Origin of the sequence: Arenimonas sp. SCN 70-307 (genome assembly GCF_001724815.1) — a bacterium.
GTDB lineage: Bacteria > Pseudomonadota > Gammaproteobacteria > Xanthomonadales > Xanthomonadaceae > Arenimonas.
Genome location: NZ_MEDO01000014.1, coordinates 371,505 through 395,500, shown reverse-complemented (window position 1 = coordinate 395,500; position 23,996 = coordinate 371,505). Strand labels below are relative to the sequence as shown.

Annotated in this window: 17 protein-coding genes; 10 read left to right on the top strand and 7 right to left on the bottom strand. The window is 69.4% G+C overall.

Annotation, left to right across the window (positions count from 1 at the left end; all coding sequences use genetic code 11):
- Window position 1: 1 nt before the first annotated feature.
- Window positions 2–1,126, top strand: coding sequence for a glycosyltransferase family 4 protein (locus tag ABS41_RS08130; protein WP_290592741.1), 1,125 nt, complete (start codon window positions 2–4; stop codon window positions 1,124–1,126).
- Here ABS41_RS08130 and ABS41_RS08125 read toward each other — a convergent pair.
- From ABS41_RS08125 to ABS41_RS08115, 3 genes are all read right to left on the bottom strand, one after another.
- Window positions 1,106–2,959 carry a tetratricopeptide repeat protein gene (locus ABS41_RS08125; protein WP_290592739.1) on the bottom strand — a complete coding sequence of 618 codons (1,854 nt, stop codon included), beginning with the start codon at window positions 2,957–2,959 and terminating at the stop codon, window positions 1,106–1,108. The two genes, ABS41_RS08130 and ABS41_RS08125, sit on opposite strands and share 21 nt — an antisense overlap.
- Before the next feature lie 93 nt (window positions 2,960–3,052).
- The gene (locus tag ABS41_RS08120; RefSeq protein WP_290592737.1) at window positions 3,053–3,460 is read right to left on the bottom strand and encodes a pilin; all 408 of its coding nucleotides are present in this window, start codon (window positions 3,458–3,460) and stop codon (window positions 3,053–3,055) included.
- A gap of 131 nt (window positions 3,461–3,591) precedes the next feature.
- Window positions 3,592–4,020 carry a pilin gene (locus tag ABS41_RS08115; RefSeq protein WP_290592735.1) on the bottom strand — a complete coding sequence of 143 codons (429 nt, stop codon included), beginning with the start codon at window positions 4,018–4,020 and terminating at the stop codon, window positions 3,592–3,594.
- Window positions 4,021–4,339: 319 nt separating this feature from the next.
- Between ABS41_RS08115 and ABS41_RS08110 the strand changes: the two genes are divergently transcribed.
- Window positions 4,340–7,336 carry a spermine synthase gene (locus ABS41_RS08110; RefSeq protein ID WP_290592732.1) on the top strand — a complete coding sequence of 999 codons (2,997 nt, stop codon included), beginning with the start codon at window positions 4,340–4,342 and terminating at the stop codon, window positions 7,334–7,336.
- Window positions 7,337–7,366: 30 nt separating this feature from the next.
- Here ABS41_RS08110 and ABS41_RS08105 read toward each other — a convergent pair whose 3' ends face one another.
- On the bottom strand, window positions 7,367–8,749 hold the full coding sequence (locus tag ABS41_RS08105) for a sigma-54 dependent transcriptional regulator (protein WP_290592730.1): 1,383 nt from the start codon (window positions 8,747–8,749) through the stop codon (window positions 7,367–7,369).
- Between the two features lie 50 nt (window positions 8,750–8,799).
- Window positions 8,800–10,434 (bottom strand): ATP-binding protein, encoded by a 1,635-nt coding sequence (locus ABS41_RS08100; protein WP_290592728.1) that lies wholly within the window; start codon window positions 10,432–10,434, stop codon window positions 8,800–8,802.
- Between the two features lie 114 nt (window positions 10,435–10,548).
- Between ABS41_RS08100 and sucC the strand changes: the two genes are divergently transcribed.
- The 4 genes from sucC (at window position 10,549) to ABS41_RS08080 (ending at window position 16,280) form a co-directional block, all read left to right on the top strand.
- Window positions 10,549–11,715 carry an ADP-forming succinate--CoA ligase subunit beta gene (gene sucC / locus ABS41_RS08095; protein WP_290592726.1) on the top strand — a complete coding sequence of 389 codons (1,167 nt, stop codon included), beginning with the start codon at window positions 10,549–10,551 and terminating at the stop codon, window positions 11,713–11,715.
- A gap of 20 nt (window positions 11,716–11,735) precedes the next feature.
- A complete protein-coding gene (gene sucD / locus ABS41_RS08090) occupies window positions 11,736–12,611 on the top strand; it encodes a succinate--CoA ligase subunit alpha (RefSeq protein WP_290592724.1) in 876 nt (291 codons plus the stop codon).
- A gap of 109 nt (window positions 12,612–12,720) precedes the next feature.
- Window positions 12,721–14,655, top strand: a complete 1,935-nt coding sequence (locus ABS41_RS08085; protein WP_343123830.1) for an acyltransferase family protein — start codon at window positions 12,721–12,723, stop codon at window positions 14,653–14,655.
- Window positions 14,652–16,280 carry an NAD+ synthase gene (locus ABS41_RS08080; protein WP_290592722.1) on the top strand — a complete coding sequence of 543 codons (1,629 nt, stop codon included), beginning with the start codon at window positions 14,652–14,654 and terminating at the stop codon, window positions 16,278–16,280. The genes ABS41_RS08085 and ABS41_RS08080 overlap by 4 nt, the downstream gene beginning before the upstream one ends.
- Before the next feature lie 81 nt (window positions 16,281–16,361).
- On the opposite strand, the gene ABS41_RS08075 is transcribed toward ABS41_RS08080, so the two are convergent.
- Window positions 16,362–17,201: an outer membrane protein assembly factor BamD gene (locus ABS41_RS08075; RefSeq protein ID WP_290592720.1), complete on the bottom strand. Its 840-nt coding sequence runs from the start codon at window positions 17,199–17,201 to the stop codon at window positions 16,362–16,364.
- A gap of 112 nt (window positions 17,202–17,313) precedes the next feature.
- Here ABS41_RS08075 and rluD point away from each other — a divergent pair, with 112 nt between their 5' ends.
- The 3 genes from rluD (at window position 17,314) to ABS41_RS08060 (ending at window position 20,109) form a co-directional block, all read left to right on the top strand.
- On the top strand, window positions 17,314–18,309 hold the full coding sequence (gene rluD / locus ABS41_RS08070) for a 23S rRNA pseudouridine(1911/1915/1917) synthase RluD (protein WP_290592718.1): 996 nt from the start codon (window positions 17,314–17,316) through the stop codon (window positions 18,307–18,309).
- 3 nt (window positions 18,310–18,312) lie between these two features.
- A complete protein-coding gene (pgeF, locus tag ABS41_RS08065) occupies window positions 18,313–19,083 on the top strand; it encodes a peptidoglycan editing factor PgeF (RefSeq protein WP_290592715.1) in 771 nt (256 codons plus the stop codon).
- A gap of 69 nt (window positions 19,084–19,152) precedes the next feature.
- Window positions 19,153–20,109: a tetratricopeptide repeat protein gene (locus ABS41_RS08060; protein ID WP_290592713.1), complete on the top strand. Its 957-nt coding sequence runs from the start codon at window positions 19,153–19,155 to the stop codon at window positions 20,107–20,109.
- A 9-nt stretch (window positions 20,110–20,118) separates the two neighbouring features.
- Here the strand turns inward: ABS41_RS08060 and ABS41_RS08055 are convergent, their stop codons facing one another.
- Complete coding sequence (locus ABS41_RS08055) at window positions 20,119–21,294, bottom strand: GGDEF domain-containing protein (protein WP_290592711.1); 1,176 nt, start codon at window positions 21,292–21,294, stop codon at window positions 20,119–20,121.
- 119 nt (window positions 21,295–21,413) lie between these two features.
- Between ABS41_RS08055 and clpB the strand changes: the two genes are divergently transcribed.
- Window positions 21,414–23,996, top strand: a complete 2,583-nt coding sequence (gene clpB, locus ABS41_RS08050) for an ATP-dependent chaperone ClpB (RefSeq protein ID WP_290592709.1) — start codon at window positions 21,414–21,416, stop codon at window positions 23,994–23,996.

The following is a 23,996-nucleotide window of genomic DNA, read 5'->3' as shown; positions in this document are numbered from 1 at the left end:
CATGAAGGTTCTTGTTTTGTGTAAGCGGTACTCGACAGGCAGGGACTCCTTGGGAGATCGCTACGGCCGTCTATACAATCTGCCGCGGGAATTGGCCCGACTGGGATGGCAAGTCGACGTGCGGTCACTCTCCTATCGGTCAAGGGTGGCCGGGGAGGGCTGGAGCAGCCTGGCAGGGTTTGATTGGAGGGACTATGCATTCTCGCCCGTGGGCTTGATGGCTTATCGTGCTGACGTCCTTGACGTAATACGGCGCCCGGATATCGTTTGGTCAAGCTCGGATGCACTTCATTGTGTCATCGGTGACCGCGTCGCTTCGCGCCTTGGGGTTCCCCATGTCGTCGATCTTTACGATGATTACGAGTCGTTCGGCCTTACTCGCTTCCCTTTCCTTCGCGGGGAGATGAGGGCGGCGTTTGACCGGGCGGCCGCTCTGACCGTCGTCAGTCGCTCCTTGATGGAGATCGTCAAGGAAAGACAACGCCAGGGTATCCGCCTGATTCATGTTCCGAACGGCGTCGATGAGGCTCCGACGATCTTCGGTCGCGATGAGCTGCTGCGCCGCCTCGGTTTGGCTTCTGGCGTGCGCCTGGTCGGTGCCGTCGGCGCACTGGATCCGACTCGGGGCATCGGCGATCTTTTCGAAGCGTTTTTTCGATTGTGCGATAGCTATTCAGACCTCCATCTCGTGCTGGCGGGCCGGGAGTCGGGGGCGACACGGCGCGTGCGCCATCCGCGAATTCACCGACTCGGGCAAGTGCCCCATCAAGAAGCGCGTTCCGTGCTGGCGGCTTTGGATGTTTCGGTAGTCTGCAACCGGGACAGTCGATTCGCCCGCGCCTGCCATCCCATGAAGCTCGTTGAGTCGATATCGGCCGGTGTGCCGGTGGTGGCGGCGGAGGTAGGGGAGGTGGCCCGAGTGCTCAGGGCGTGGCCCGAGTGCTTGTATCCGTCGGGTGATGTCCCGGCTCTGGTGCATCGAATTGCCGGCCAGCTTGGGTCGCCACGACGGATCGACCCAACCGTAGTGCAGTCCTGGGCGGAGGTTGCCGTCTCGTTGGCAGCCGCGCTCCAGGGCGCAGTCGGCCGCCAGCAGTCAACGTTGTCAGGACTTATTCGGACTTAGTTGCATTCCTATAGCCTGCATACGCTCAAGCACCGCTCTGGCTTGTGCGCCTCGCCCCTCGCTCTGAAGTGTCTCCAGGAGGTGCATCGCAAACCGGGCGTCCGTTGGATCGGCCGCCACGGCCTCCGCGAACAGCTCATTGGCCCGCGCCTCGTCGCCCAGCTCCACCAGCACGAAGTCGGCGAACGTGGCGTAGGCATGGCCCGGGAAGCCGCCCCGGTCGAGCATGGCCTGGTAGGCGCGCGCCAGGCGCTCAGGGTCGACCCGGAAGCCGCGCAGGTGCTGGGTGAGTAGTCCCTGCACCGCCATCACCTGCTGCGGCCCCAGCGGCTGGGTGCGGATCTTGTGCTCCAGACGGTCCCACCAGGCCGGGTCGGTCGGGTAGCCGGAGACGGCGGCCATCAGTAGCAGGCCCTGCTCGGGCAGCGGCGAGGCGCCCGGCAGTCGGGAGCCGCGCTCGAATTCCTGCATTCCCATGTAAAGGAATGGCGAATCCGGGTCGCCGTCCGACATGCCGACGTAGATCATCGCCAGGTCGTTGCTTGCCCGGGGCGAGTCCGGGTTGCGCGCGACGAGGTCCGAAGCCAGTAGCAGGGGATGTCCCCAGGTGGCGGCCCGGATCAGCGTGAGCGCGCCGACGAGAACCAGCACCGCGGCGACCCCGAAGATCTTCAGGCCCTCGCCGTCCTGCATGGGCAGCCGGCGGACACCGTCAGCCACCGCCAGCACGATGCCGAACATTGCCAGGTAGTTTCGGTGTTCGAAGACGAGCTCGAGGTTCAGGGGGCCGCTGGTCAGCAGGTGCCCGGCGAAGAACCACAGGATGCCGAGGCTCGCCAGCGGCGCCCCACGGCGGAGGCGCCAGGCCAGCGCGGCCAGCGCGACGAGGAACACACCGCCGAGCAGGGTGGTGACGGGGGAGAACCAACCAGTCGACTTGGGGAAGGTGTCGTAATAGAAGGTCATGCTGTCGGGCAGCGGCAGCAGCACCTGGCCGAGGTACATCGGCAGCACGCGCAGCTGCGTCAGCAGGCGCTCGCCGACGGTGAAGTCGCGGATTGCGAACGTCTCGGGGCTGGCGAACCGGGGCAGCAGCCAGCCGAAGAACAGCACCGTGGCGATGGCCGCGCCGCCGGCGTAGGCCACCTGTAGGAAGCGCCGCGTCGCCGGGAGGCCAGCCTCGAAGCGCAGCACGGTGGCCTCGAGCGCGAGCGCGAAAACGGGCAGCAGCACCGCCGACTCCTTGGCCAGCATGCCGACCGCGCCGCAGAGCGCGGCCACGCCCAGCCAGGGCCAGCCGCGTCGACCGTCACGCTGGGCCAGCCGGCCGCGCAGGTAGGCCAGCAGGCCAAGCAGGGTGGCCGTGGCAACCAGGATCTCCATGCGCTGCACCACGTACAGCACGGTCGAGACCTGCAGCGGATGGATGGCCCAGCCTGCGGCGATCGCCAGGGCCGCCCAGACCGACCATGCAGGGGCCGCCCTGGGCAGGGCCAGCAGCCGGCTGGCCAGCAGGAAGACGAGCAGGGTGTTGAGCGCGTGCAGCGCGATGTTCGTGCGCTTGAAACCCGCCGGGTCCTTGCCCTGGAAATAGTGGTCGAGCGCGAAGCTGACCGTGGCCAGCGGGCGGCCATAGCCGCCGGCCTGGTAGGCGCCCGCGGCGCGCTGCAGGGACTCGGCGTCCAGCGAGCTCAGCTGGATCGCCGGATTGACCTGGATGTTGTGGTAATCGTCGAACAGGAACCCGCCATTCAGACCGGGCCAATAGGCCGCGGCCGCGAGCAGGACCAGCAGGATCGGTGCGATCGTGCGGAAGAGGCGCAAGGGGTTCATGGGCAGCGGGATCCGGGCGGGCGTGGCGACGTTGGCGGGTGGTGCCCGCATGGAGCCGCTACCTTCCGCGGAAGTGCCGCGCCTGTAAAGACTTCAGTTGCAGCCTTCGGGCTTGTGCTTGTCGGCCGCGACGTCCGTGGTGCAGTTCCACTCACCGGAGCTGTTGCGGTTGAGGCGGACGAACTTGCCCTGGACCAGCGGATGGCCACGCATTGCGCAATCAATGTAGCCAGCGCCAGGGGCCGGATCCATGGTGATGGCGCTGCAGCGGGCGGTCGAGCTCTGCAGGCCGATATCGGTGATGGTGAAGCTGGAGGAGTTGTTGGCGACGACCTGCGCCTCGTAAAGCGCCTTGCCGCCAGTGATGTCGGCCAAGCCAGCCGTTACCTGGGAACGGATCGTGTAATCCTGATAAGCCGGGAGCGCGATGGCCGCGAGGATGGCGATGATGGCCACCACGATCATCAACTCTATGAGAGTAAAACCCCTGATGCTGCGCATGCGAGCCTGCTCCGATGGAAGGGCGGCGCTATGGCGAAGTGTCCCTGCTTCGCGGTGGGCCGGTCCCCTTCGGCGCCACCAGGCTGGCAGGGGCCGGAGCCCCTGCCAGGTACTGCTGGTAAAGCTCGGGATTAGTTGCAGCCGCCCGGGTTGTACTTGGCCTTGTCGTCGGCAGCCAGGTCGGTGGTGCAGTTCCAGGCGCCCGAGGCATTGCGGGTCAGGGTGACCTTCTTGGTCGAGACCTTCGGGTTGCCCTGCATGGTGCACTCGAGAGTCTGGCCGCTGGTGGCGTTGAAGGCGCCAGTGGCCGCGATGGTCGAGCAACGGGCGGTGGCGCTGGCCAGGCCGACGGAGGCCGGGGTCGCGGTACCAGTCGAACCACGGTTGATCAGCTCTTCGAACGCCGTCACGCCGCCACGGATGTCAGCCAGGCCAGCAGCGACCTGCGAACGGGCGATGTAGTCCTGGTAAGCCGGCAGAGCAATGGCGGCCAGGATGGCGATGATCGCGACCACGATCATCAGCTCGATCAGGGTGAAACCTTTCTGGATCTTCTTCATGGGTAAATCCCCTAGGTGGATTGTGGTGCCCTTCCCCGGAAAGGACGATCCCTTCCTTGGATTTCCGCTCCGAGCGGGGGCTATTACGGTGGTGCAACTACTGTGCCAACCTTTGACGGCCGTCACAGGCCGGACTATAGGCCTAGTAAGGAACGCAAGACCAGTCAGTTGCGGGACAGGCTTGTTGCTTCTGTGAGGCAAGTCACAAACTGACGCAAGGCGTCACTTTTTGACCCTGGCTTCGTGGAACAGGTCACATTGCGGCCCCGGGGCGGTGGGCTGGGCTATGCTCGCCCCATCGAACAAGGGGGAGCAATCGATGACCGGACGGGTCCTGGGACTGGAGCGCACGCTCCTCGCGCTTTTTGTCGCTTCCGGCTTCGCCGGCCTCATTTATCAGGCCATCTGGTCGCACTACCTGGGGCTCACGCTGGGGCACGCGGCCTATGCCCAGACCCTGGTCCTGGGCATTTTCATGGGCGGTATGGCCCTGGGCGCCTGGTTGGTCAGCCGCCGCGGCGCAAATTGGAAGCGCCTGGTCTTCGCTTACGCGGTGGTCGAGATCATCATCGGCGTGGCCGGCTTGTTGTTCCACCCGATTTTCGTCGCCTACACCGGGTTCTCGCTGGAAGTTGTGTATCCCGCGCTGGGCGAAGGCGGGGCCGTCCGGGCGTGGCAATGGGGCAGCGCGGCGTTTCTGATTGCGCCGCAGAGCATCCTGCTGGGCATGACCTTCCCGCTGATGAGCGGTGGCTATCTGCGCGTGGCCCCGGAGGCCGACGGCGAGATACTGGGCGGCTTGTATTTCAGCAACAGTCTCGGTGCGGCCTTCGGCGCCCTGGCGGCCACCTTCCTGCTGTTGCCTGCTGTTGGGATGCCCGGCACGGTAGCCGTGGCCGGCGCCCTGAACCTCCTCGTTGGCGTGGTTGCCTGGATGGTGTCGCGTCGCGCCGACCTGCGCCCTGTGCCCACCAGCGTCGCGCCCGCCCCGATCAGGACCGAGGCCGAGGCTGCCGAGGACAAGGACTTCCTGAGGTTCATCCTGCTCGCCGCCATGATCACTGGTGCCAGCTCGTTCGTGTACGAGATCGGCTGGGTGCGCATGCTCAACCAGGCGCTCGGCACTACCATCCACTCCTTCGAGCTGATGCTGGCGGCCTTCATCCTCGGCCTTGCCTTCGGCGGCCTGTGGATCCGCCGCCGCAGTGCGCGCATCAAGGATGCCCTGGCCTATGCGGGCTTCGCCCAGCTCTGGATGGGCGTCGCGGCCCTGGTATCCCTGCCGATCTTTGCCCAGAGCTTCCGCTGGGTGGGCGGGCTGATGGCCTGGCTGCCCAAGACCGACGACGGCTATAGCCTCTTCAGCTTCGGCAGCGCACTGATCTCGCTCGCCGTGATGTTCCCGGCCGCGTTCTTCGCCGGCATGACCCTTCCACTGTTCACCATGGCCCTGCTGCGTCGTGGCGCGGGCGAGTCGAGCATCGGCAAGGTTTACGCCGCCAACACGCTGGGCGCGATCCTGGGCGTGGCCCTGGCGGTGCACCTGCTGATTCCGGCCCTGGGCCTGCACCTGGCGGTGACGGTCGCCGCCTTGGTGGACATCGGCCTGGGCTTCGTCATCCTGAAGAAGTACGCCGACGACGTGCCGGCCAAGCCCTATTTCGCCGGCGCCGCGGCGGCCCTGCTGGTGCTGCCGTTGAGCCTGGTCCTCGGCCGCGCCTCGCCCGAGGCGCTGGCCTCCGGCGTGTTCCGCACCGGAAGCTCGGAGCTGCAGGAGGGTGCACAGGTCCGATTCCTGCGCGATGGCAAGACCGCCACCGTCGCCGTCTACCAGCAGGGCAACGCCGCCACCATCGCCACCAACGGCAAGCCCGACGCGGCCATGCAGCTCGACCTCGGCCAGCCGCCCTCGGATGACGAGATCACCATGCTCATGCTCGGCGCCATGCCGCTGGCCGCGCATCCCAACCCCGAGCGCATCGCCATCATCGGCTGGGGCTCGGGCTTGAGCACGCACACGGTGCTGGGCAGCGGCAAGCCGCTGCAGGTGGACTCAATCGAGATCGAGCGCGCCATGTACGACGGCGCGATGCTGTTCGGCCCGCGCGTCGAGCGTGCCTACCGCGACCCGCGCTCGCGCCTGCACATAGACGACGCCCGCACCTTTTTTTCCACCGGCAGCCGCCGCTACGACGTCATCGTTTCCGAGCCCTCGAATCCGTGGGTCAGCGGCGTCGCCAGCCTGTTCACGCGGCAGTTCTACGCCTTCCTTGGCAACCACCTGAAGGACGATGGGATCCTGGTGCAGTGGATCCACACCTATGAACTGAGCGACCCGCTGCTTATGACGATGCTCGCGGCGCTCTCGGCCGAGTATCCCTACATCGAGATGTACCGGCCGAACTACGGCGACCTCGTGCTGCTGGCAAGCCGAAGCCCGATCCCGTCCCTGTCCTATCCGGCTGCCGAAGGGTCGCCCCTGCAGCGCGAGCTGGCGCGGGTGGGCCTGGCCAACGCCGCCGACTTTGGTGTCTATCGGCTGGGCTCGAAGGCGGTGATCGACAACCTCGTGCGCCTGTCGGGGGCCGAAGTGCACGATGACTTCCATCCCACAGTGTCGCTTCAGGCCCCGCGCGCCCGTTTCCGCGAGGATTCGGCCATCTGGCTGCACAGCCTGGCCAAGTCCGGCCTGCCCGTGCTCGAGGTCACCGACGACTGGCGCGTGCCGCGGCTGTCCTCAGGCATGAGCACGGCTGGCAACGACGACATGGTGCGCTTGCCCGTGGTGGCCAGCCGCCTGGCCGAGGCGGTGCGCAGCGGCGAGACGTCTGCGATCTCGGCTGAGTACCAGGCCCTTTCGGCCCAGGTGACCGTGCTGCGGCAGCTCTCTAGCCGGCCGGTGGCGGCCGCCGACATCGACAACTGGCTGGTCGCGGCCACCAACATCGCCGAGCATTCGCTAGCGCACCTGGCCTTCGAGGACCAGGGCGGCATGTGGCTGGAGCCGGCGTGGTTCGTGGCCGAGGGCCAGCCCGAGGAAGTCGCCGCGGTGATGGCGGCCTACCAGGCCACGGCCGCGCGCGATCCCGAGGCCATGCTCGAGGCCGGGCGCCGTGCGCTCGGGCTGCTGGGCGTCGAACGTCCCCTCGCCACCCGCGAGCACATGCTGGTCATCGCGATGCTCGGTGCGCACGGCAGCGGCGACCCGGCCGAGGCCGTGAGGCTCGACCGCGAAGAGGGCAGGCTGGTGCCCGTGCTGCCGGGCTCGGACTACGGATTCATCCGCGCCTACCTGCTGGCCTGGGCGGACCGCTGAAGGGGGATGGGGCGGCCCCGCCGCCCAGCCTCACTCCATCCCAAGCTTCTTGAGCTTGTACCGAAGCGCCCGGAACGTAATCCCCAGCGCCGCCGCCGTCCTGGTCTTGTTGTAGCGGTTCGCCTCGAGCGCCTTCTGGATGGTCTCGCGCTCCATCTGCTCGATGGCTTCCGGCAGGGCGGTGGCGTCGGCCAGGCCGGGCGGCAGGGCGGGCGAGGGCGCGGCGGCCACCGGACGCAGGGGCATATCGGCTTCCTGGCCGATCAGCTGGTCCACCTGGGGCAGGTAGAGGTCCGCCACTTCGATGGTCTGGCCGTCGCACAGGGCCACGGCGCGCTCGAGGATGTTCTCCAGCTCGCGCACGTTGCCCGGGAAGGGATAGGCCGACAGGGCCGCCTCGGCTTCCTCGCTCAGGGCCGGCACGGTGCCGCCGTTGCCGGCCAGGCGGGCCAGCACGGCCTCGGCGATCTGCGGGATGTCCTCGCGGCGCTGGCGCAGCGGCGGCACGGCCAGCTCGATCACGTTGATGCGGTAGTACAGGTCCTGGCGGAACTTGCCGTCCTCGACCAGCTTGGCCAGGTTCTTGTGCGTGGCCGACAGGATGCGCACGTCCACCGGCAGCTCGGCCTGGGCGCCCACCGGGCGCACCGACTTCTCCTGGATCACGCGCAGCAGCTTGACCTGCATGTGCAGCGGCAGCTCGGCCACCTCGTCCAGGAACAGGGTGCCGCCGTTGGCGGTCTGGAACAGGCCTTCCTTGTCGGCGTGGGCGCCGGTGAAGCTGCCCTTCTTGTGGCCGAACAGCTCGCTCTCCATCAGCTCCGACGGGATCGCGCCGCAGTTCACCGGCACGAACGGCCCGGCCGCTCGCGAGCCCTGCTCGTGGATCAGCCGCGCCACCAGTTCCTTGCCCACGCCCGACTCGCCGCTGATGTACACCGGCGCCTGGCTGCGCGCGACGCGGCCGATGGTCTGGCGCAGCTGCTGCATGCGCTGCGACTCGCCCAGCAGGCGCGCGCCGGCCGGGGCCGCCTTGCGCTGCTGGTTGAGGTCGAGCGCGTGCTGCACCAGCCGGCGCAGCACCGACAGGTCCACGGGTTTGGTCACGAAGTCGAAGGCGCCGGCCTTGAGCGCGTCCACCGCGGCCTCGACGTTGCCGAAGGCCGTGATCATCGCCACCGGCGTCTCGGCATAGCGCTGGGCGATGTGCTCGATCAGCTCCTGTCCAGAGCCATCGGGCAGGCGCATGTCGGTCAGGCACAGGTCGTAGCGCGACTGGGCCAGGTGCGCCCTGGCCGAAGCCAGGTCCGCGGCCGTGTCCACGCGCAGGCCCATGCGGCCCAGGGTCAGGACCAACAGTTCCCGGATGTCGCGCTCGTCATCTACTACCAGGGCGCTGCGGGCGGTTGCCATGCGGTATCGGGGGGTGGGAGTCCCCTACACCTTAGCTGAAGCCGGGTGTCTCAGGCCAGATTGAGGCGCCCCGGCGAGGCCTCTTCCTGCATCAGGGTCATGCCCGGCGGGAGGATGATGCGGAAGCAGCTGCCGCCGCCCGGCACCGGCTGGTAGCTCAGGGTGCACTGGTTGGCCTCGCACAGCTGCTGGGCGATGTAGAGGCCCAGGCCCGTTCCGTGCTCGCTGGTCGTATAGAACGGAGTGAAGATCTGGCTGGCCACGGCGGCCGGGATGCCCGGGCCGCGGTCGATCACGTTCAGTTCGGGCGGCGTGCCGGGTGGCGCGCTGCGCACGGCCACGGTCACCTTGGCCGGCTCGCCGGGCATGCGGCCGTAGGTCAGGGCATTGGCCACCAGGATGGTCAGCACCTGGTGCAGGTGGCGCGGGTCGGCCATGGCCAGCACGCTGCGCTCGGACACGGCCTGCAGGATGTCGGTCTCCAGCGGGTGGCTGGCCCGGTACTCGTCGACGAACCTGCGGGCGAACAGGCCGATGTCGATCGACTCGGGCTGGCTGCGCTCGCGCCGGGCCAGGCCCAGGATGTCCTGGACGATGCCGTTCATGCGCTGGCACTGGGTGTGGATGATCTCGAGCAGGCGCTGGTCGCCCTCGGGCAGGTCGGTCGATTCCTCGAGCAGCTGCACCGAATACATGATCGCCGCGAGCGGGTTGCGGATCTCGTGGGCGATCGAGGCCGACAGGCGGCCCAGGGTGGCCAGGGTCAGCTCCTCGGCGCGGTTCGAGAACACCCGGCTGTCCTCGAGGAAGATCAGGAACAGGTTGTTGGTCAGGCTCAGCGAGACGAAGCGCGGCAGCACCTCGGGCGCGCCCTCGCCGAGGGTCATGGCCTTGGGGATCTCGCCGCGGCCCTGGCGCCAGGCCTGCAGGCTGCGGTGCAGGGGCAGGGCGATGTCGGAAAGCTGCCGGCGGTCGGGCGAGGGCTTGCCCAGCAGCGCCCAGGCCGCCTCGTTGCAAACCCGCACCTGGTGGTCGCCGTCCACCACCAGGATGCCGGTGCGGATGCGGCGGATCACCAGTTCGTTGATCTCGGCCTGGTTGGCCAGCTCCTCGCCGCGCTGTTCGGCCAGGGCCTGCGACTCGAGGACCTGGCGGCTGAGCAGTTCGCAAAGCACGGCCGTGGCCAGGTAGGTCACCGAGAACATCACCGACTCGGCCAGCGGGCGGGCGTCGTCGAAGCCGACGGCACGCAGGTAGACGCTGTCGAACAGCACCACCAGCGAGGCGGCGCCGGCGTAGGCCAGGCCGGCCTTCTGGGGCAGGATCAGGGCGCCGGCACCCACGTTGAAAAGCAGCAGCAGGGCCACGCCGCCCTGGCTGCCCGAGGTGGTGGCCAGCACGGCCGCCGCCACCAGGATGTCGATGCCCAGGCCGATCGCGGCCTGGCGGGGCGGGGGCAGTTCGCTGCGGTAGCCGGCCACGAGCAGCGCAATCGCCGCCACCATGTAGAGCACGACGAGGCTCTGCAGGATGGCCGGCTCGCGGATCTCGAGCAGGTAGCCGCCGGCCGGGCTGAAGGCCACCAGGGCCAACAGCGCCGCCTCGAGCACCCGGTAGAGCGTGAAGAAGTACAGCTCGCGGCGCTGGGGCGGGGGGCTGGCGGTTTTGCGGGGGGCGGCGGCCATGTCCCCAGTATGCCTCGGCGCCGGCTGTCAAGGGTGGGGGTTTTTGCGTTGGGGGCACCGTTGCGGCGACAATACCGCCCCCGTTCGCGACCCCCTTCCCACACAGGTATCGGCATGAACTTCCACGAATACCAGGCCAAGCAGCTGTTCGGCGACTACGGCATTGCCGTCCCGGCCGGCCGCGTCGCCCGCAGTCCCGAGGAGGCCGTGGACGCGGCCAAGGCCATTGGCGGCGACTTCTGGGTCGTCAAGGCGCAGATCCACGCCGGCGGCCGCGGCAAGGCCGGCGGCGTCAAGCTGGCCAAGACCCTCGAGGACGTGCGCAAGTACGCCGAGGGCATGCTCGGCACCAAGATGGCCACCTACCAGACCGCCGGCATCGAGCTGCCGGTCGACTCGGTGCTGGTCACCCAGGCCACCGACATCGCCAAGGAGCTCTACCTCTCCGTGCTGGTCGACCGCGCCTCGCGCTCGATCACCTTCATCGCCTCGGCCGAGGGTGGCGTCGAGATCGAGCAGGTCGCCGCCGAGAACCCGGAGGCAATCAAGTCGCTCAACGTGAACTTCGTGCAGGGCCTGCAGCCCTACCAGTGCCGCGAGATGGGCTTCGCCCTGGGCCTGAACGCCAAGCAGGTCGGCCAGCTGAGCAAGATCATGCTGGGCCTGTACAAGCTGTTCAACGAGAAGGACCTGGCCCTGGTCGAGCTCAACCCGTTGGCCATCCTCACCAACGGCGACCTGGCCGTGCTCGACGGCAAGATCAACTCCGACGACAACGCCACCTTCCGCCACCCCGACCTGGCCGCCATGCGCGACATCCGCCAGGAGGACGAGACCGAGGTGCTGGCCTCCAAGCACGACCTCAACTACGTCACCATGGACGGCAACATCGGCTGCATGGTCAACGGCGCGGGCCTGGCCATGGCCACCATGGACGTCATCAAGCTCAACGGCGGCGAGCCGGCGAACTTCCTCGACGTCGGCGGCGGCGCCAACAAGGAGCGCGTCACCGAGGCCTTCAAGCTCATCCTGTCGTCCGACAAGGTCAAGGCCATCTTCGTCAACATCTTCGGCGGCATCGTCCGCTGCGACATGATCGCCGAGGGCATCATCGCCGCGGTGAAGGAAGTCGGCGTCAAGATCCCGGTCATCGTGCGCCTGGAAGGCACCAACGTGGAGAAGGGCAAGGAGCTGCTGCGCAACTCCGGCCTCGCCATCATCCCGGCCGATGACATCAACGACGGCGCCAAGAAGTCCGTCGCCGCCGTCGCCGCCGCCTGAGCCTGAAGGACAACCCACCCATGAGCGTTTTGGTCAACAAGAACACCAAGGTCATCGTCCAGGGCTTCACCGGCCAGCAGGGCACCTTCCACGCCGAGCAGATGCTCGACTACGGCACCAAGGTCGTCGGCGGCGTCACCCCGGGCAAGGGCGGCACCACCCACATCGGTCTGCCGGTCTTCAACACCGTGCGTGAGGCCGTTGACGAGACCGGCGCCGACGCGTCGGTCATCTACGTGCCGCCGCCGTTCGCGGCCGATGCCATCCTCGAGGCGGCCGACGCCGGCATCCGCGTCATCGTCTGCATCACCGAGGGCATCCCGGTGCTCGACATGCTGCGCGTGAAGAACACCCTGGCCGGCTACGACGACGTCGTGCTGATTGGCCCGAACTGCCCCGGCGTGATCACCCCGGGCGAGTGCAAGATCGGCATCATGCCGGGCCACATCCACATGCCGGGCAAGATCGGCATCGTCTCGCGCTCGGGCACGCTCACCTACGAAGCCGTGAAACAGACCACCGACGCCGGCCTCGGCCAGTCGACCTGCATCGGCATCGGCGGCGACCCGATCAACGGCACCAACTTCATCGACGCCCTGAAGCTGTTCCAGGACGACCCGCAGACCGAGGGCATCATCATGGTCGGTGAGATCGGCGGCAGCGCCGAGGAAGAGGCGGCCGAGTTCATCGCCGAGTACGTCACCAAGCCGGTGGTCGGCTTCATCGCCGGCGCCTCGGCCCCGGCCGGCAAGCGCATGGGCCATGCCGGCGCCATCGCCTCCGGCGGCAAGGGCACCGCGGCCGGCAAGTTCGAGGCCCTCGAGAAGGCCGGCGTCACCACCGTCAAGTCGCCCGGCGACCTCGGCGCGGCGATCGCGGCCCGCCTCAAGAAGTAATTCTGCGGCTTCCCTGCAGGAGCGGCTCAAGCCGCGAAGCTGTTGAAGAGCCGCCCTCGGGCGGCTCTTCGCTTTATGATCCTCGCGAAAGGCAGGCGAGGGGGCGGCGCTGGAACACAAGCCGGAAATCGACGGGCTGCGGGCCATCGCCGTAGCGGCAGTGGTCATCTACCACGCCGCGCCCGGCGCAATGCCTGGCGGATTCGTCGGCGTTGATGTCTTTTTCGTCCTCTCCGGCTACCTGATTACGGCGCTGCTCGTTCGCGAATGGGCCGCCAACGGGCGCATAGACTTCACCGCGTTCTACGCCCGGCGCGCTCGGCGCCTGCTGCCGGCGCTGGTGGCGATGCTGCTGGGCGTCATGCTGCTTCTGGCTGGGCCGATGGGCCGGCACGAGTCGCTGGTGGACGAGGCGGCGACGTCGTCGCTGCATGCGCTGGCCTTTCTGGCCAACTTCCATTTTCAGGCCAGCACGGGTGGCTACTTCGATGCCGGCGCGGAAATGCGACCGATGCTGCATCTGTGGTCGTTGGCGGTCGAGGAGCAGTTCTACCTCGTCTACCCGTTGCTGCTTGTGGCGCTGCTGCGCTTCGCGCCCGGTGCGCCTGCGCGCCGACTGGCAATGCTGGCGCTGGGATCGCTGTTGCTCGCCGAGTACTGGGTGAACATTCAGCCCGAGCGGGCTTTCTACCAGATGCCGGCGCGCTTCTGGGAGCTAGCCGCGGGTGGCTTGGTGGCGCTGTCGCCGGCCGCGGCGCACGCGGGCCGGCTGTCCCGCGTCGCATTGCCGGCAGGATTGGCCTTGGTGCTGCTTGCCTGCCTCCAGACCGGAGCTTGGGGGCCTTTCCCAGGAAAAAGCGCGATGCCGGTCGTGGCGGGGACGTCGCTAGCGCTGCTGGCCATCCATCGCGGTGCGGTGTCCGGCTGGGTCGCCTCCCTCCTGCGCTCCGGACCGATGGTCGGGCTCGGGCTGGTTTCCTACTCCCTCTACCTGTGGCACTGGCCGTTGCTCGTTATCGCAGAGGCCGCGTGGCCCGAACCGGCCGGGATAGGGTTGCGATTGCTGGCGTGCCTCGCGGCGCTCGTCCTGGCCTGGGCAAGCTGGCGTTTCGTCGAGCGGCCGTTCCGGCGGCCCGGCATCGCCCCGGCGCGGGCGCTGGGCGCGGGGCTTGCGGCCTGCGTTCTCGCTGCGGTCGCAGTGGCGGCCCTTGCCCGGATCGATCGACTGCCTGCCGAAGTGCGCGAAATCTCAGATGCCGCGCGCCAGGACCTGCCCTCCATCCTCGGCCAATGCCACTTCGACACCCGCGACGAGGTGCGCGCACTCAAGCCCGAGGCCTGCCATTCCCGGCCCGGCGTGCCGCCCACCTATGCCCTCTGGGGTGATTCGCACGCGCTGGCATGGCAGCCCTACGCCTGGTGGCTGGCCGAGGCCGGCGATGCGTCGGCGGCACCGCTGACGCTCAATTCCTGTCCGCCCGGTCCGGGTGACGCCGGTTCTGGTGATGACTGTGTACGTTTCAACGGGCTCGCCTTGGATTGGCTGGCAATGCGGCCGCTCGACATCCTGGTCATCGCCCAGCGCTGGCCGATCGGCTATTCCGAAGTGGGTGCGGCGCCGCCACAACTCGGCGAACGCGTGGCGGCCCTTTCGCAGGTGCTGGAGCAACTCGGCCATGTGCGCCGCATCCTCGTGATGGGGCCGCTGCCGGACCTCAGCCAGCCTGCGCCGGACTGCATCGCCCTGGGCTGGGAGGACAGCTGCAGCCGAACGGCGCCGGCGCATCGCCAGCGGGTCGCGCGGGCCTGGCGTGAGCTCGACGAGTTGGCGCGCCGGCATCCCAACGTCGAGCTGGTCGACCCCACCGACTACTTCTGCGACGAACGGCGATGCCCGCCGGCGCGGCATGGTTTCGCCCTGTTCTGGGACTCGAACCACATCAGCGCCTCGGCCTCCCTCGGCTTCGCCGAGGCCTACGCCGCCGACCCGGCGCGCTACACTCGGCGCCCCATCGATGCCGCCCCCGACACGGAGTCCCGATGACCACCCTCCGCCTCGCCCTCGCCCAGTTCGATTTCCCGGTCGGCGCCGTGCAGGCCAACGCCGCGCGCATCGCCGCGCTGGTGGCCGAGGCGCAGGACGTGCACGGGGCCGACCTGGTGCTGTTCCCGGAGCTGGCCCTGAGTGGCTACCCGCCCGAGGACCTGGTGCACCGTCCGGCCTTCCTCGAGGCCTGCGAAACGGCGCTGGCCGAGGTGGCCAGGGCCTGCACCGGCATCACCGCCGTGGTCGGCTGGCCGCAGGCCGCCGGCTCGATCGTCTACAACGCCGCCAGCGTGCTGTCCGGCGGCAAGGTGCAGGCGACCTACCGCAAGCGCGAGTTGCCCAATTACGCCGTGTTCGACGAGCGCCGCTACTTCGACATCGACCCCGACGGCGGCGCCTGCACCTTCGAGGTGAAAGGCGTCACCGTGGGGTTGGTCATCTGCGAGGACCTGTGGTTCGCCGAGCCGCTGGCCGAGACCGTGGCCCGGGGCGCCGAGCTGGTGCTGGTGCCCAACGCCTCGCCCTTCGAGCGCGACAAGACCGCCCAGCGCGACGCGCTCGTGGCGTTGCGCGTGCAGGAAAGCGGCGCCGCGCTGGCCTACCTCAACCTCGTCGGTGGCCAGGACGAGCTGGTGTTCGACGGCGCCTCGGTGCTGGCCGACGGCGACGGCAACGTGCATCCGGCCGCGCGCGCCTTCGAGGAACACTGGCTGGTGGCCGACTACGCCGCCGGTACGCGCCGCTTCACCCGCGTGCACTGGCCCGAGGAGGACGACGAGTCGCGCGAGTCCCTGGCCTGGCGCGCCATCGTCCGCGGCATCCGCGACTACTGCGGCAAGAACGGCTTCGACCGCGTCTGGCTGGGCCTGTCGGGCGGCATCGACTCGGGCCTGGTGGCGGCACTGGCGGTGGACGCGCTCGGCGCGCGCAACGTCGCCGCGGTGCGCCTGCCTTCGCGCTTCACCTCCGACCTGAGCAACGACCTGGCCGAAGAGCAGGCGCGCATGCTCGGCATCCGCCTCGAAACCGTGCCCATCGAGGCACCGTTCCAGGGCTTCCTGCAGGCCCTCGCGCCGCTGTTCTCGGGCCTCGAGCCCGGCGTCGCCGAGGAGAACCTGCAGTCGCGCTGCCGCGGCGCGCTGATGATGGCGCTGAGCAACAAGTTCGGCGGCCTGCTGCTCACCACGGGCAACAAGAGCGAATACGCGGTGGGTTACGCCACCATCTACGGCGACATGTGCGGTGGCTTCGCGCCCATCAAGGACCTCTACAAGTCCGAGGTGACGGCGTTGTGCCATTGGCGCAACCGCATCTCGCGGGTCATCCCGGAAGAGGTGATCACCCGGCCGCCCTCGGCCGAGCTGCGCGAGAACCAGACCGACCAGGATTCGCTGCCGCCCTACGCCGTGCTCGACGGCATCCTGCTGCGCTACGTGGACCAGGACCTTTCGCCGGCCGAGATCGTCGCCGCCGGCTTCGACGCCGACACCGTGGCGCGGGTGCTGCACCTGCTGCGCATCAACGAGTGGAAGCGCCGCCAGGCGGCGCCGGGGCCCAAGCTCTCGCATCGCGCCTTCGGACGCGAGCGGCGCTATCCCATCACCACCGGCTGGCGGGACTGAATGCAGGAGGGCCTTCAGGCCCGAAGCTCTTGGCGAAGAGCTTCGGGCCTGAAGGCCCTCCTACAGGATCAAGGGCGGGGCTTACTTGCCGGCGAAGGGGTTGAGCTTGCCGAAGAAGCCGCGGCTCTCCGGCCAGTCGCCGCCGAAATAGGCGTGGTCGGGGTAGTTGGTCTCGAGCACGCGGCGGGCGTCGGCCGCCAGCTCGTCCTGGCCCAGGGCGGTGTAGGACGCCACCATCAGCGCCAGGGCGTCGCCCTCGTACTCGCTCTGCGGATAGGTCTGGATCGTGTACTTGCCGCGGTTGGCGGCGGCCACGAAGGCGTCGCGCTGCAGGTAGTACACGCCCACGCCGACCTCGTAGCGGGCCAGCTGGTTGCGCAGGTAGATCATGCGCTGGCGGGCATCCGGGGCGTAGCGGCTGTTCGGGTAGCGGCGGATGACCTCGCCGAAGTCGGCCAGCGACTGCGTGGTCGCGCCCAGGTCGCGCTTGGACATGTCCTGGCGGGCCAGGCGCATCAGGGTGGCGCGGCCCTGGTCGAAGTTGATCAGCGCCTTGAGGTAATAGGCGTAATCGATGTGGCGGTGGGTCGGGTAGGTGCGGATGAAGCGGTTGATGGCCGAGGTGGCTTCCTCGTTCTTGCCCTGCTTGTAGAGCACGTAGGCCAGCTCCAGCTGCGCCTGCTCGCTGTAGGGGCCGTACGGGAAGCGCGCCACCAGGCGCTGGAAGTACTGCGCCGAGCGGTTGTAGTTGCGGCCTTCCATCGAGCGCTTGCCGACGGCGTACATCTCTTCGACCGGCAGGGTTTCGGTGGGCTTTTCGCGTTCGCCGCCGAACCAGCCGCCGATGGTCTGGCAGCCGGAGAGGCCGAGGATCAGCGCCAGGATGGCGAAATTGCGGAACAGGCCGGTGCGTCGGGTCATCAGGATCGGGGTCTGGGCGCTGCGGGCAGCAAGTTCGGGGATAATACCGGAAAGCCCGCTGTCGCCTCCATGAACCCGGGGCCGGCCCCCACCCAGGCCCAGGATGCCCGCCATGCCCGCCCAGAACACCCCCGAAACAGACGAAAACGAGCGCGAACTGCTCGAGGCCGCCGTGCCCATGGAGTCGGCCGGCCGCCGCTTCGACCAGGTGCTGGCCGAGCTCTTCCCCGACTTCTCGCGCTCGCGCCTGACCGAATGGGTCAAGTCCGGCGACGCCCTGCTCGACGGCCGCCAGGTCAAGCCCAAGGAGGCCGTGCGCGGCGGCGAGCCGATCACCCTGTCGGTGCGGCTCGAGACCGAGACCCACGCCCTGCCCGAGGCCATCGCCCTCGAGGTGCTGCACGAGGACGAGGACGTGCTGGTCATCAACAAGCCGGCTGGCCTGGTGGTGCACCCGGGCGCGGGCAACCCGCGCGGCACGCTGGTCAACGCACTGCTGCACTTCGACGCCCGGCTGGCCGAGCTGCCGCGCGCCGGCATCGTGCACCGCCTCGACAAGGACACCTCGGGCCTGATGGTGGTGGCGCGCACGCTGCGCGCGCACACCTCGCTGGTGGAGCAGTTGTCCGGCCGCGAAGTACACCGGCAGTACCTGGCGGTGGTGCAGGGCACGATGGTGGCCGGCAATACGGTGGATGCGCCGATCGGCCGGCACCCGACGGACCGGGTGCGCATGGCAGTCGTGAAGGAAGGGGGGCGTGATGCGGTGACGCACTACCGCGTGCGTGAGAAGTTCAGGGCACATACGTTGGTCGAGTGCCGCCTGGAGACCGGCCGCACCCACCAGATCCGCGTCCACATGGCCTACGTGCGCCATCCCATCGTCGGCGACCCGCTCTACGGCGGCGCCTTCCGCCTGCCCAAGGGCGCCACCGAGGCGCTGGTGGCCCGCCTTCATGGCTTCCGCCGCCAGGCCCTGCACGCCGAAAAGCTCAGCTTCGCCCATCCCGCCAGCGGCGAGGCGGTGACCGTGTCGGCGCCGATGCCGGCCGACATGCAGGCCCTCGTGCTCGACCTGCGCGAGGACACCGCGGCCTTCAAGGCCTGAACCATGGCCGGCGCGGCCTGGCTCGACGCCGATTGGCCCGCGCCGCCGGGCGTGAGGGCCGTCACCAGCCTGCGCAGCGGCGACGGCGTCTCGCAGGCGCCGTTCGATCGCCTGAACCTGGGCATGAACTGCGGCGACGAGCCGGCCGCGGTGCTCGAGAACCGGCGTCGCATGGCGGCCTGGCTGCAGCTGCCCTCCCAGCCGCGGTGGCTCAGGCAGGTGCATGGCGTGGAGGTCGTGCGCGTCGGGGCGGGGCTGGCCCGGGGAGAGGGCGCGCCCGAACCCGAACCCGAAGCCGATGCCGCCGTCACGTCCGAACCCGGTGTCGTGCTGGCCATCCTCACCGCCGACTGCCTGCCCGTGGTCTTCGCCGCGCGCGACGGCAGCGAGATCGGCGCCGCCCATGCCGGCTGGCGTGGCCTGGCCGGCGGCGTGCTGGAGGCGACCGTTGCCGCCATGCACACGCCGCCGGGCGAGCTCGTCGCCTGGCTCGGCCCCGCCGCCGGTCCCGTGAACTACGAGATCGGCGAAGAAGTCCGCGCCGCCTTCACCGGGCCCGATCCGGGCGCCGCCGAAGCCTTCATCGCCACCCGGCCGGGTCACTGGCGCGTGGACCTTTACGCCCTGGCCCGGCGCCGCCTGGCGGCCGTCGGCGTAACCAACGTGCACGGCGGCGGGCTTTGCACCATCGCCGACCCGAGCCGCTTCTACTCTCACCGCCGCGACGGCCGCAGCGGCCGCCTCGCCACCCTGGCCTGGCTCGGTGCGTCCTGACTTCCGGCAGGATGACGGCGGCCCCCGGCCTGCCGCAGGATGCCGGCTGCGCCCCCACCGGACCCCGCCATGCCCGCTCTCCTGACCGCCGCGCTGCTTTGCCTTCTCCTCGCCGCTTCCCCGGTCCTGGCCTCGCCTGAGCGGGCCGACCTGCTGCTGAAGCAGGGCGACCCCGGCGCCGCGCAGGTCATCGAGGCCCTCGCCAAGGCGCGGCCCGGCGACCCCGACGTGGGCGTGCTGCAGTTGCGCCTGTTGCTGCAGAAGCGCGAGGCCAAGCGCGCGCTCGAGCTGGCCGAGAAACTCGTGCGCCAGACGCCCGGGCATGCCGCGTCGCACTATTGGATGGGCATGGCCTATGGCGCGCGCATCGGCCAGGTGGGGGCGTTCAGCCAGGCCACGATGGCGCCGAAAGTCCGGGCCGCCTTCGAGCGCGCCGTCGAGCTCGACCCATCCCTGCACGATGCCCGCTTTGCGCTGATGGAGTACTACCTGCGCGCGCCGGGCATCGTCGGCGGCAGCGAATCCAAGGCGCGCGCCCAGGCCGAAGAACTGCTGCGCCGCGACCCGCCGCGCGGTCGTTTCGCCCAGGCGCGACTCGCCATGCACGACGGCAACGACGCGGAGGCGCGCAGGCAGGTGCTCGCCGCCTACGCCGCGCGGCCGGGCGAGGCCATGTTCCGCATGGCCGCCGGCGCGCTGCACCAGCAGGCCGAAGAGTGGGACCAGGCCTTCGCCGTCTTCACGGCCTGGGCCGCCGATGAACCCTGGTCGGCCAGCGCCTGGTACCAGATCGGCCGCACGGCCGTGCTGTCGGAGCAGCGCACCGAAGAGGGCATCGCCGCCTTCGAGCGTGTCCTGGCCCTGAACCCGCAGCCCGGCGCGCCCGAGCACAAACACGCCTGGTACCGGCTCGGCCAGCTGCACGCCCAGGCCGGCGACAAGGCGGCCGCCAGGCAGGCCTTCGAGCGCGCGCTGGCGCTCGATCCGGACCTCGAGGACGCGCGCAAGGCGATGAGCGCGCTCTGATCCGCGCCTTCAGGTCGTGCAGACCACCTGGTCGCGGCCGGCGCGCTTGGCTTCGTAGAGGCCCCGGTCGGCACGGTCGAGAAGGCCGCCCAGGTCGCGGTCCCCGGGGCCGAGGCAGGCCACGCCGGCCGACAGGCGCAGCGGCACCCGCTGGCCATCGATTTCCAGCACCGCCGCGGCCACGGCCGCGCGCAGGCGCTCGGCTATCTGCCGGGCCGTGGACGCGTCCGCGCCCGGCAGCAGCGCGGCGAACTCTTCGCCGCCCAGCCGCCCCAGCAGGTCCTGGTCGCGCAGCACGCCACCCAGGGCGCTGGCCACCCGCTTCAGGGCGGCATCACCGCCGGCATGGCCAAAGGCATCGTTGACCGCCTTGAAATGATCGAGGTCCACGACCACGACGGAGAGCGGCTCGCCACGCTGCCGGGCCCGCGACAGGCAGGCGTTCGCGGCCTCGAAGAACGCATGCCGTGACGCCGCGCCGGTCAGGCTGTCGTGGCCGGCGATGCGTTCGAGCCGGTCGAGCAGGCGGTCGGCGCCCATCAGCGCGAAGGCCAGGGTGGCGACGGCCGGCCCGAGCACGCAGGTGCCCAGCAGCAGGCTCTGCGCCAGCGGTGATTCGGCCCACAGCCGGGCCGGGGCATCGGCGGGCAGGTAGAGCAGGGTGGCCCGGCCGACCAGCACGAGGGCGACCGCGACGAAGGCCGCCACCAGCACGGCCGCCTGCGGGCTGCCGCCGGACCGCAGGTGCCCGAGCGCCGACTGCGCCGTGGACAGCGCGGCGGCGGCGCACAGCAGGTTGAGCAAGCCGGTGCGCATGGGGTCGGAGGGATGTGCCGCGGCGAAACCCACGGAAAGCAGGCCCACCGCGAGCACCGGGATCCAGAACCAGCGGCGGCCGACCGGGTCGTCATCGAGCTGGTGCATCGCGCGCAGGAACTCGATGAAGGCCGCCATGAACAGCATCTTGGCGGGGATCGCCAGGGCATGGACGCCCAGCCAGGCAGACGTCTCCAGCAGCACCCAGCCCAGCGGCAGCCCCGCCAGCCCGCGCGCCCAGGCCATCTGGGCCGAGCGCACCGGCTCGGGCTGGCGGCGCGCCGAGCCCGCCAGGGCCAGCGCCATGGCGAGCGCGCCGGCCAGCAGCGTGCAGGCAACGACCAGCGGTTCGATGGCGATTTCGGACATGCCGACATCCTAGGCCAGTCGGCGCCGCCTTGCGCGGCTTGAAACCGCGGCCGCCGGGCGCCATTTCCAAATGCAGGCGGGCGGCCCGACGCCGCCCCACCTTTCGAGGGGACGACCCGATGCGGATGGACAAACTGACCTCGCGCTTCCAGCAGGCCCTGAGCGACGCGCAGTCGCTGGCCGTGGGTCGCGACCACAACCTGATCGAACCGGCGCACGTGCTGCTGGCCCTGCTCGACCAGCAGGGCGGCTCGACCCGGCCGATGCTGGCCCAGGCCGGCGTCAATGCCGCGGCCCTGCGCCAGCGCCTGGCCGAGGTGCTCGACAAGCTGCCGAAAGTGAGCGGCCAGGAGGGCAACCTCTCGGTCGGCAACGAGCTCGCGCGCCTGCTCAACCTCAGCGACAAGCTGGCCCAGCAGCGCGGCGATGCCTTCATCGCCAGCGAGCTGTTCGTGCTGGCCGCGCTGGAGGACAAGGGCGAGGCCGGCGCCGCGCTCAAGGCCGCCGGCGCGAAGAAGGAGGCGCTGGAGAAGGCCATCGACGCCCTGCGCGGCGGCGAGAAGGTGGCCGACGCCAACGCCGAGGAGAACCGGCAGGCGCTGGAGAAATACACCATCGACCTCACCGCGCGCGCCGAGTCGGGCAAGCTCGACCCGGTGATCGGCCGCGACGAGGAGATCCGCCGCACCGTGCAGGTGCTGCAGCGGCGCACCAAGAACAACCCGGTGCTGATCGGCGAGCCCGGCGTGGGCAAGACCGCGATCGTCGAAGGCCTGGCCCAGCGCATCGTCAACGGCGAGGTGCCCGAGGGCCTGCGCGGCCGGCGCGTGCTCTCGCTGGACATGGGCGCGCTGATCGCCGGCGCCAAGTTCCGCGGCGAGTTCGAGGAGCGCCTCAAGGGCGTGCTCAGCGACCTGTCCAAGCAGGAAGGGCAGGTCATCCTGTTCATCGACGAGCTGCACACCATGGTCGGCGCCGGCAAGGCCGAGGGCGCCATGGACGCGGGCAACATGCTCAAGCCGGCGCTGGCCCGCGGCGAGCTGCACTGCATCGGCGCGACCACGCTCGACGAATACCGCAAGTACGTCGAGAAGGACGCCGCGCTGGAGCGTCGCTTCCAGAAGGTGTTCGTGGGCGAGCCTTCGGTGGAGGACACCATCGCCATCCTGCGTGGCCTCAAGGAGCGCTACGCGGTGCACCACGGCGTGGAGATCACCGACCCGGCCATCGTTGCCGCGGCCACGCTCTCGCATCGCTACATCGCCGACCGCCAGCTGCCCGACAAGGCCATCGACCTGATGGACGAGGCGGCCTCGCGCATCCGCATGGAGATTGATTCCAAGCCCGAGGAGATGGACCGCAAGGAGCGGCGCCTGATCCAGCTCAAGATCCAGCGCGAGGCGCTGAAGAAGGAGAAGGACAAGGAGTCGCAGCAGCGCCTAGCCGACCTCGAGGCCGAGATCGCCACGCTCGAGCGCGAGTTCAACGACCTGCTGGAGATCTGGAAGGCCGAGAAGGCCACGCTCACCGGCGCCACCCGGGTCAAGGAGCAGCTCGAGCAGTCGCGGCTGGAGCTCGAGGCGGCGCACCGCCGCCAGGACTTCGCCAAGGCCAGCGAGATCCAGTACGGCCGCATCCCGGAGCTGGAAAAGCAGCTCGCCGCGGCGCAGGCCATCGAGACCCAGGGCTTCCAGCTGCTGCAGGACAAGGTGACGGCCGAGGAGATCGCCGAAGTCGTCTCGCGCTGGACCGGCATCCCGGTGAGCAAGATGCTCGAGGGCGAGCGCGAGAAGCTGCTGAAGATGGAGGACGCGCTGCATGGCCGCGTCGTGGGCCAGCACGAGGCGGTGAAGGCGGTTTCCGACGCCATCCGCCGCAGCCGCGCCGGCCTGTCCGATCCGAATCGCCCGAATGGGTCCTTCCTGTTCCTCGGCCCGACCGGCGTGGGCAAGACCGAGCTGTGCAAGGCCCTGGCCGGCTTCCTGTTCGACACCGAGGACGCGATGGTGCGCATCGACATGAGCGAGTTCATGGAGAAGCACTCCGTGGCCCGGCTCATCGGCGCGCCCCCGGGTTACGTGGGCTACGAAGAGGGCGGCTACCTCACCGAGGCGGTGCGGCGCCGGCCCTACAGCGTGCTGCTGCTCGACGAGGTCGAGAAGGCGCACCCGGACGTGTTCAACATCCTGCTGCAGGTGCTCGACGATGGCCGCCTGACCGACGGCCAGGGCCGCACGGTGGACTTCCGCAACACGGTCATCGTGATGACCTCGAACCTGGGCAGCCAGCACATCCAGGAGCTCAGCGGCGAGGGCGACGCGGCCTACCTGCAGATGAAGGCGGCGGTGATGGGCGTGGTGCAGGCGCACTTCCGGCCGGAGTTCATCAACCGCCTCGACGAGATCGTGGTCTTCCACCCGCTGGGCCGCGAGCAGATCCAGTCCATCGCCCGCATCCAGACCGCCTACCTGTCCAAGCGCCTGGCCGAGCGGCAGATCAGGCTTGAGATCGACGACACCGCGCTGGCCCTGCTGGGCAACGTCGGTTTCGACCCGGTCTACGGCGCCCGCCCGCTCAAGCGCGCCATCCAGCAGCAGCTGGAAAACCCGCTGGCCCAGAAGATCCTGGCCGGCGAGTTCGGCCAGGGCGACACGGTGAAGGTGGGGGCCTCGGGTGGAGTCCTCGCATTCACGAAGGACTGA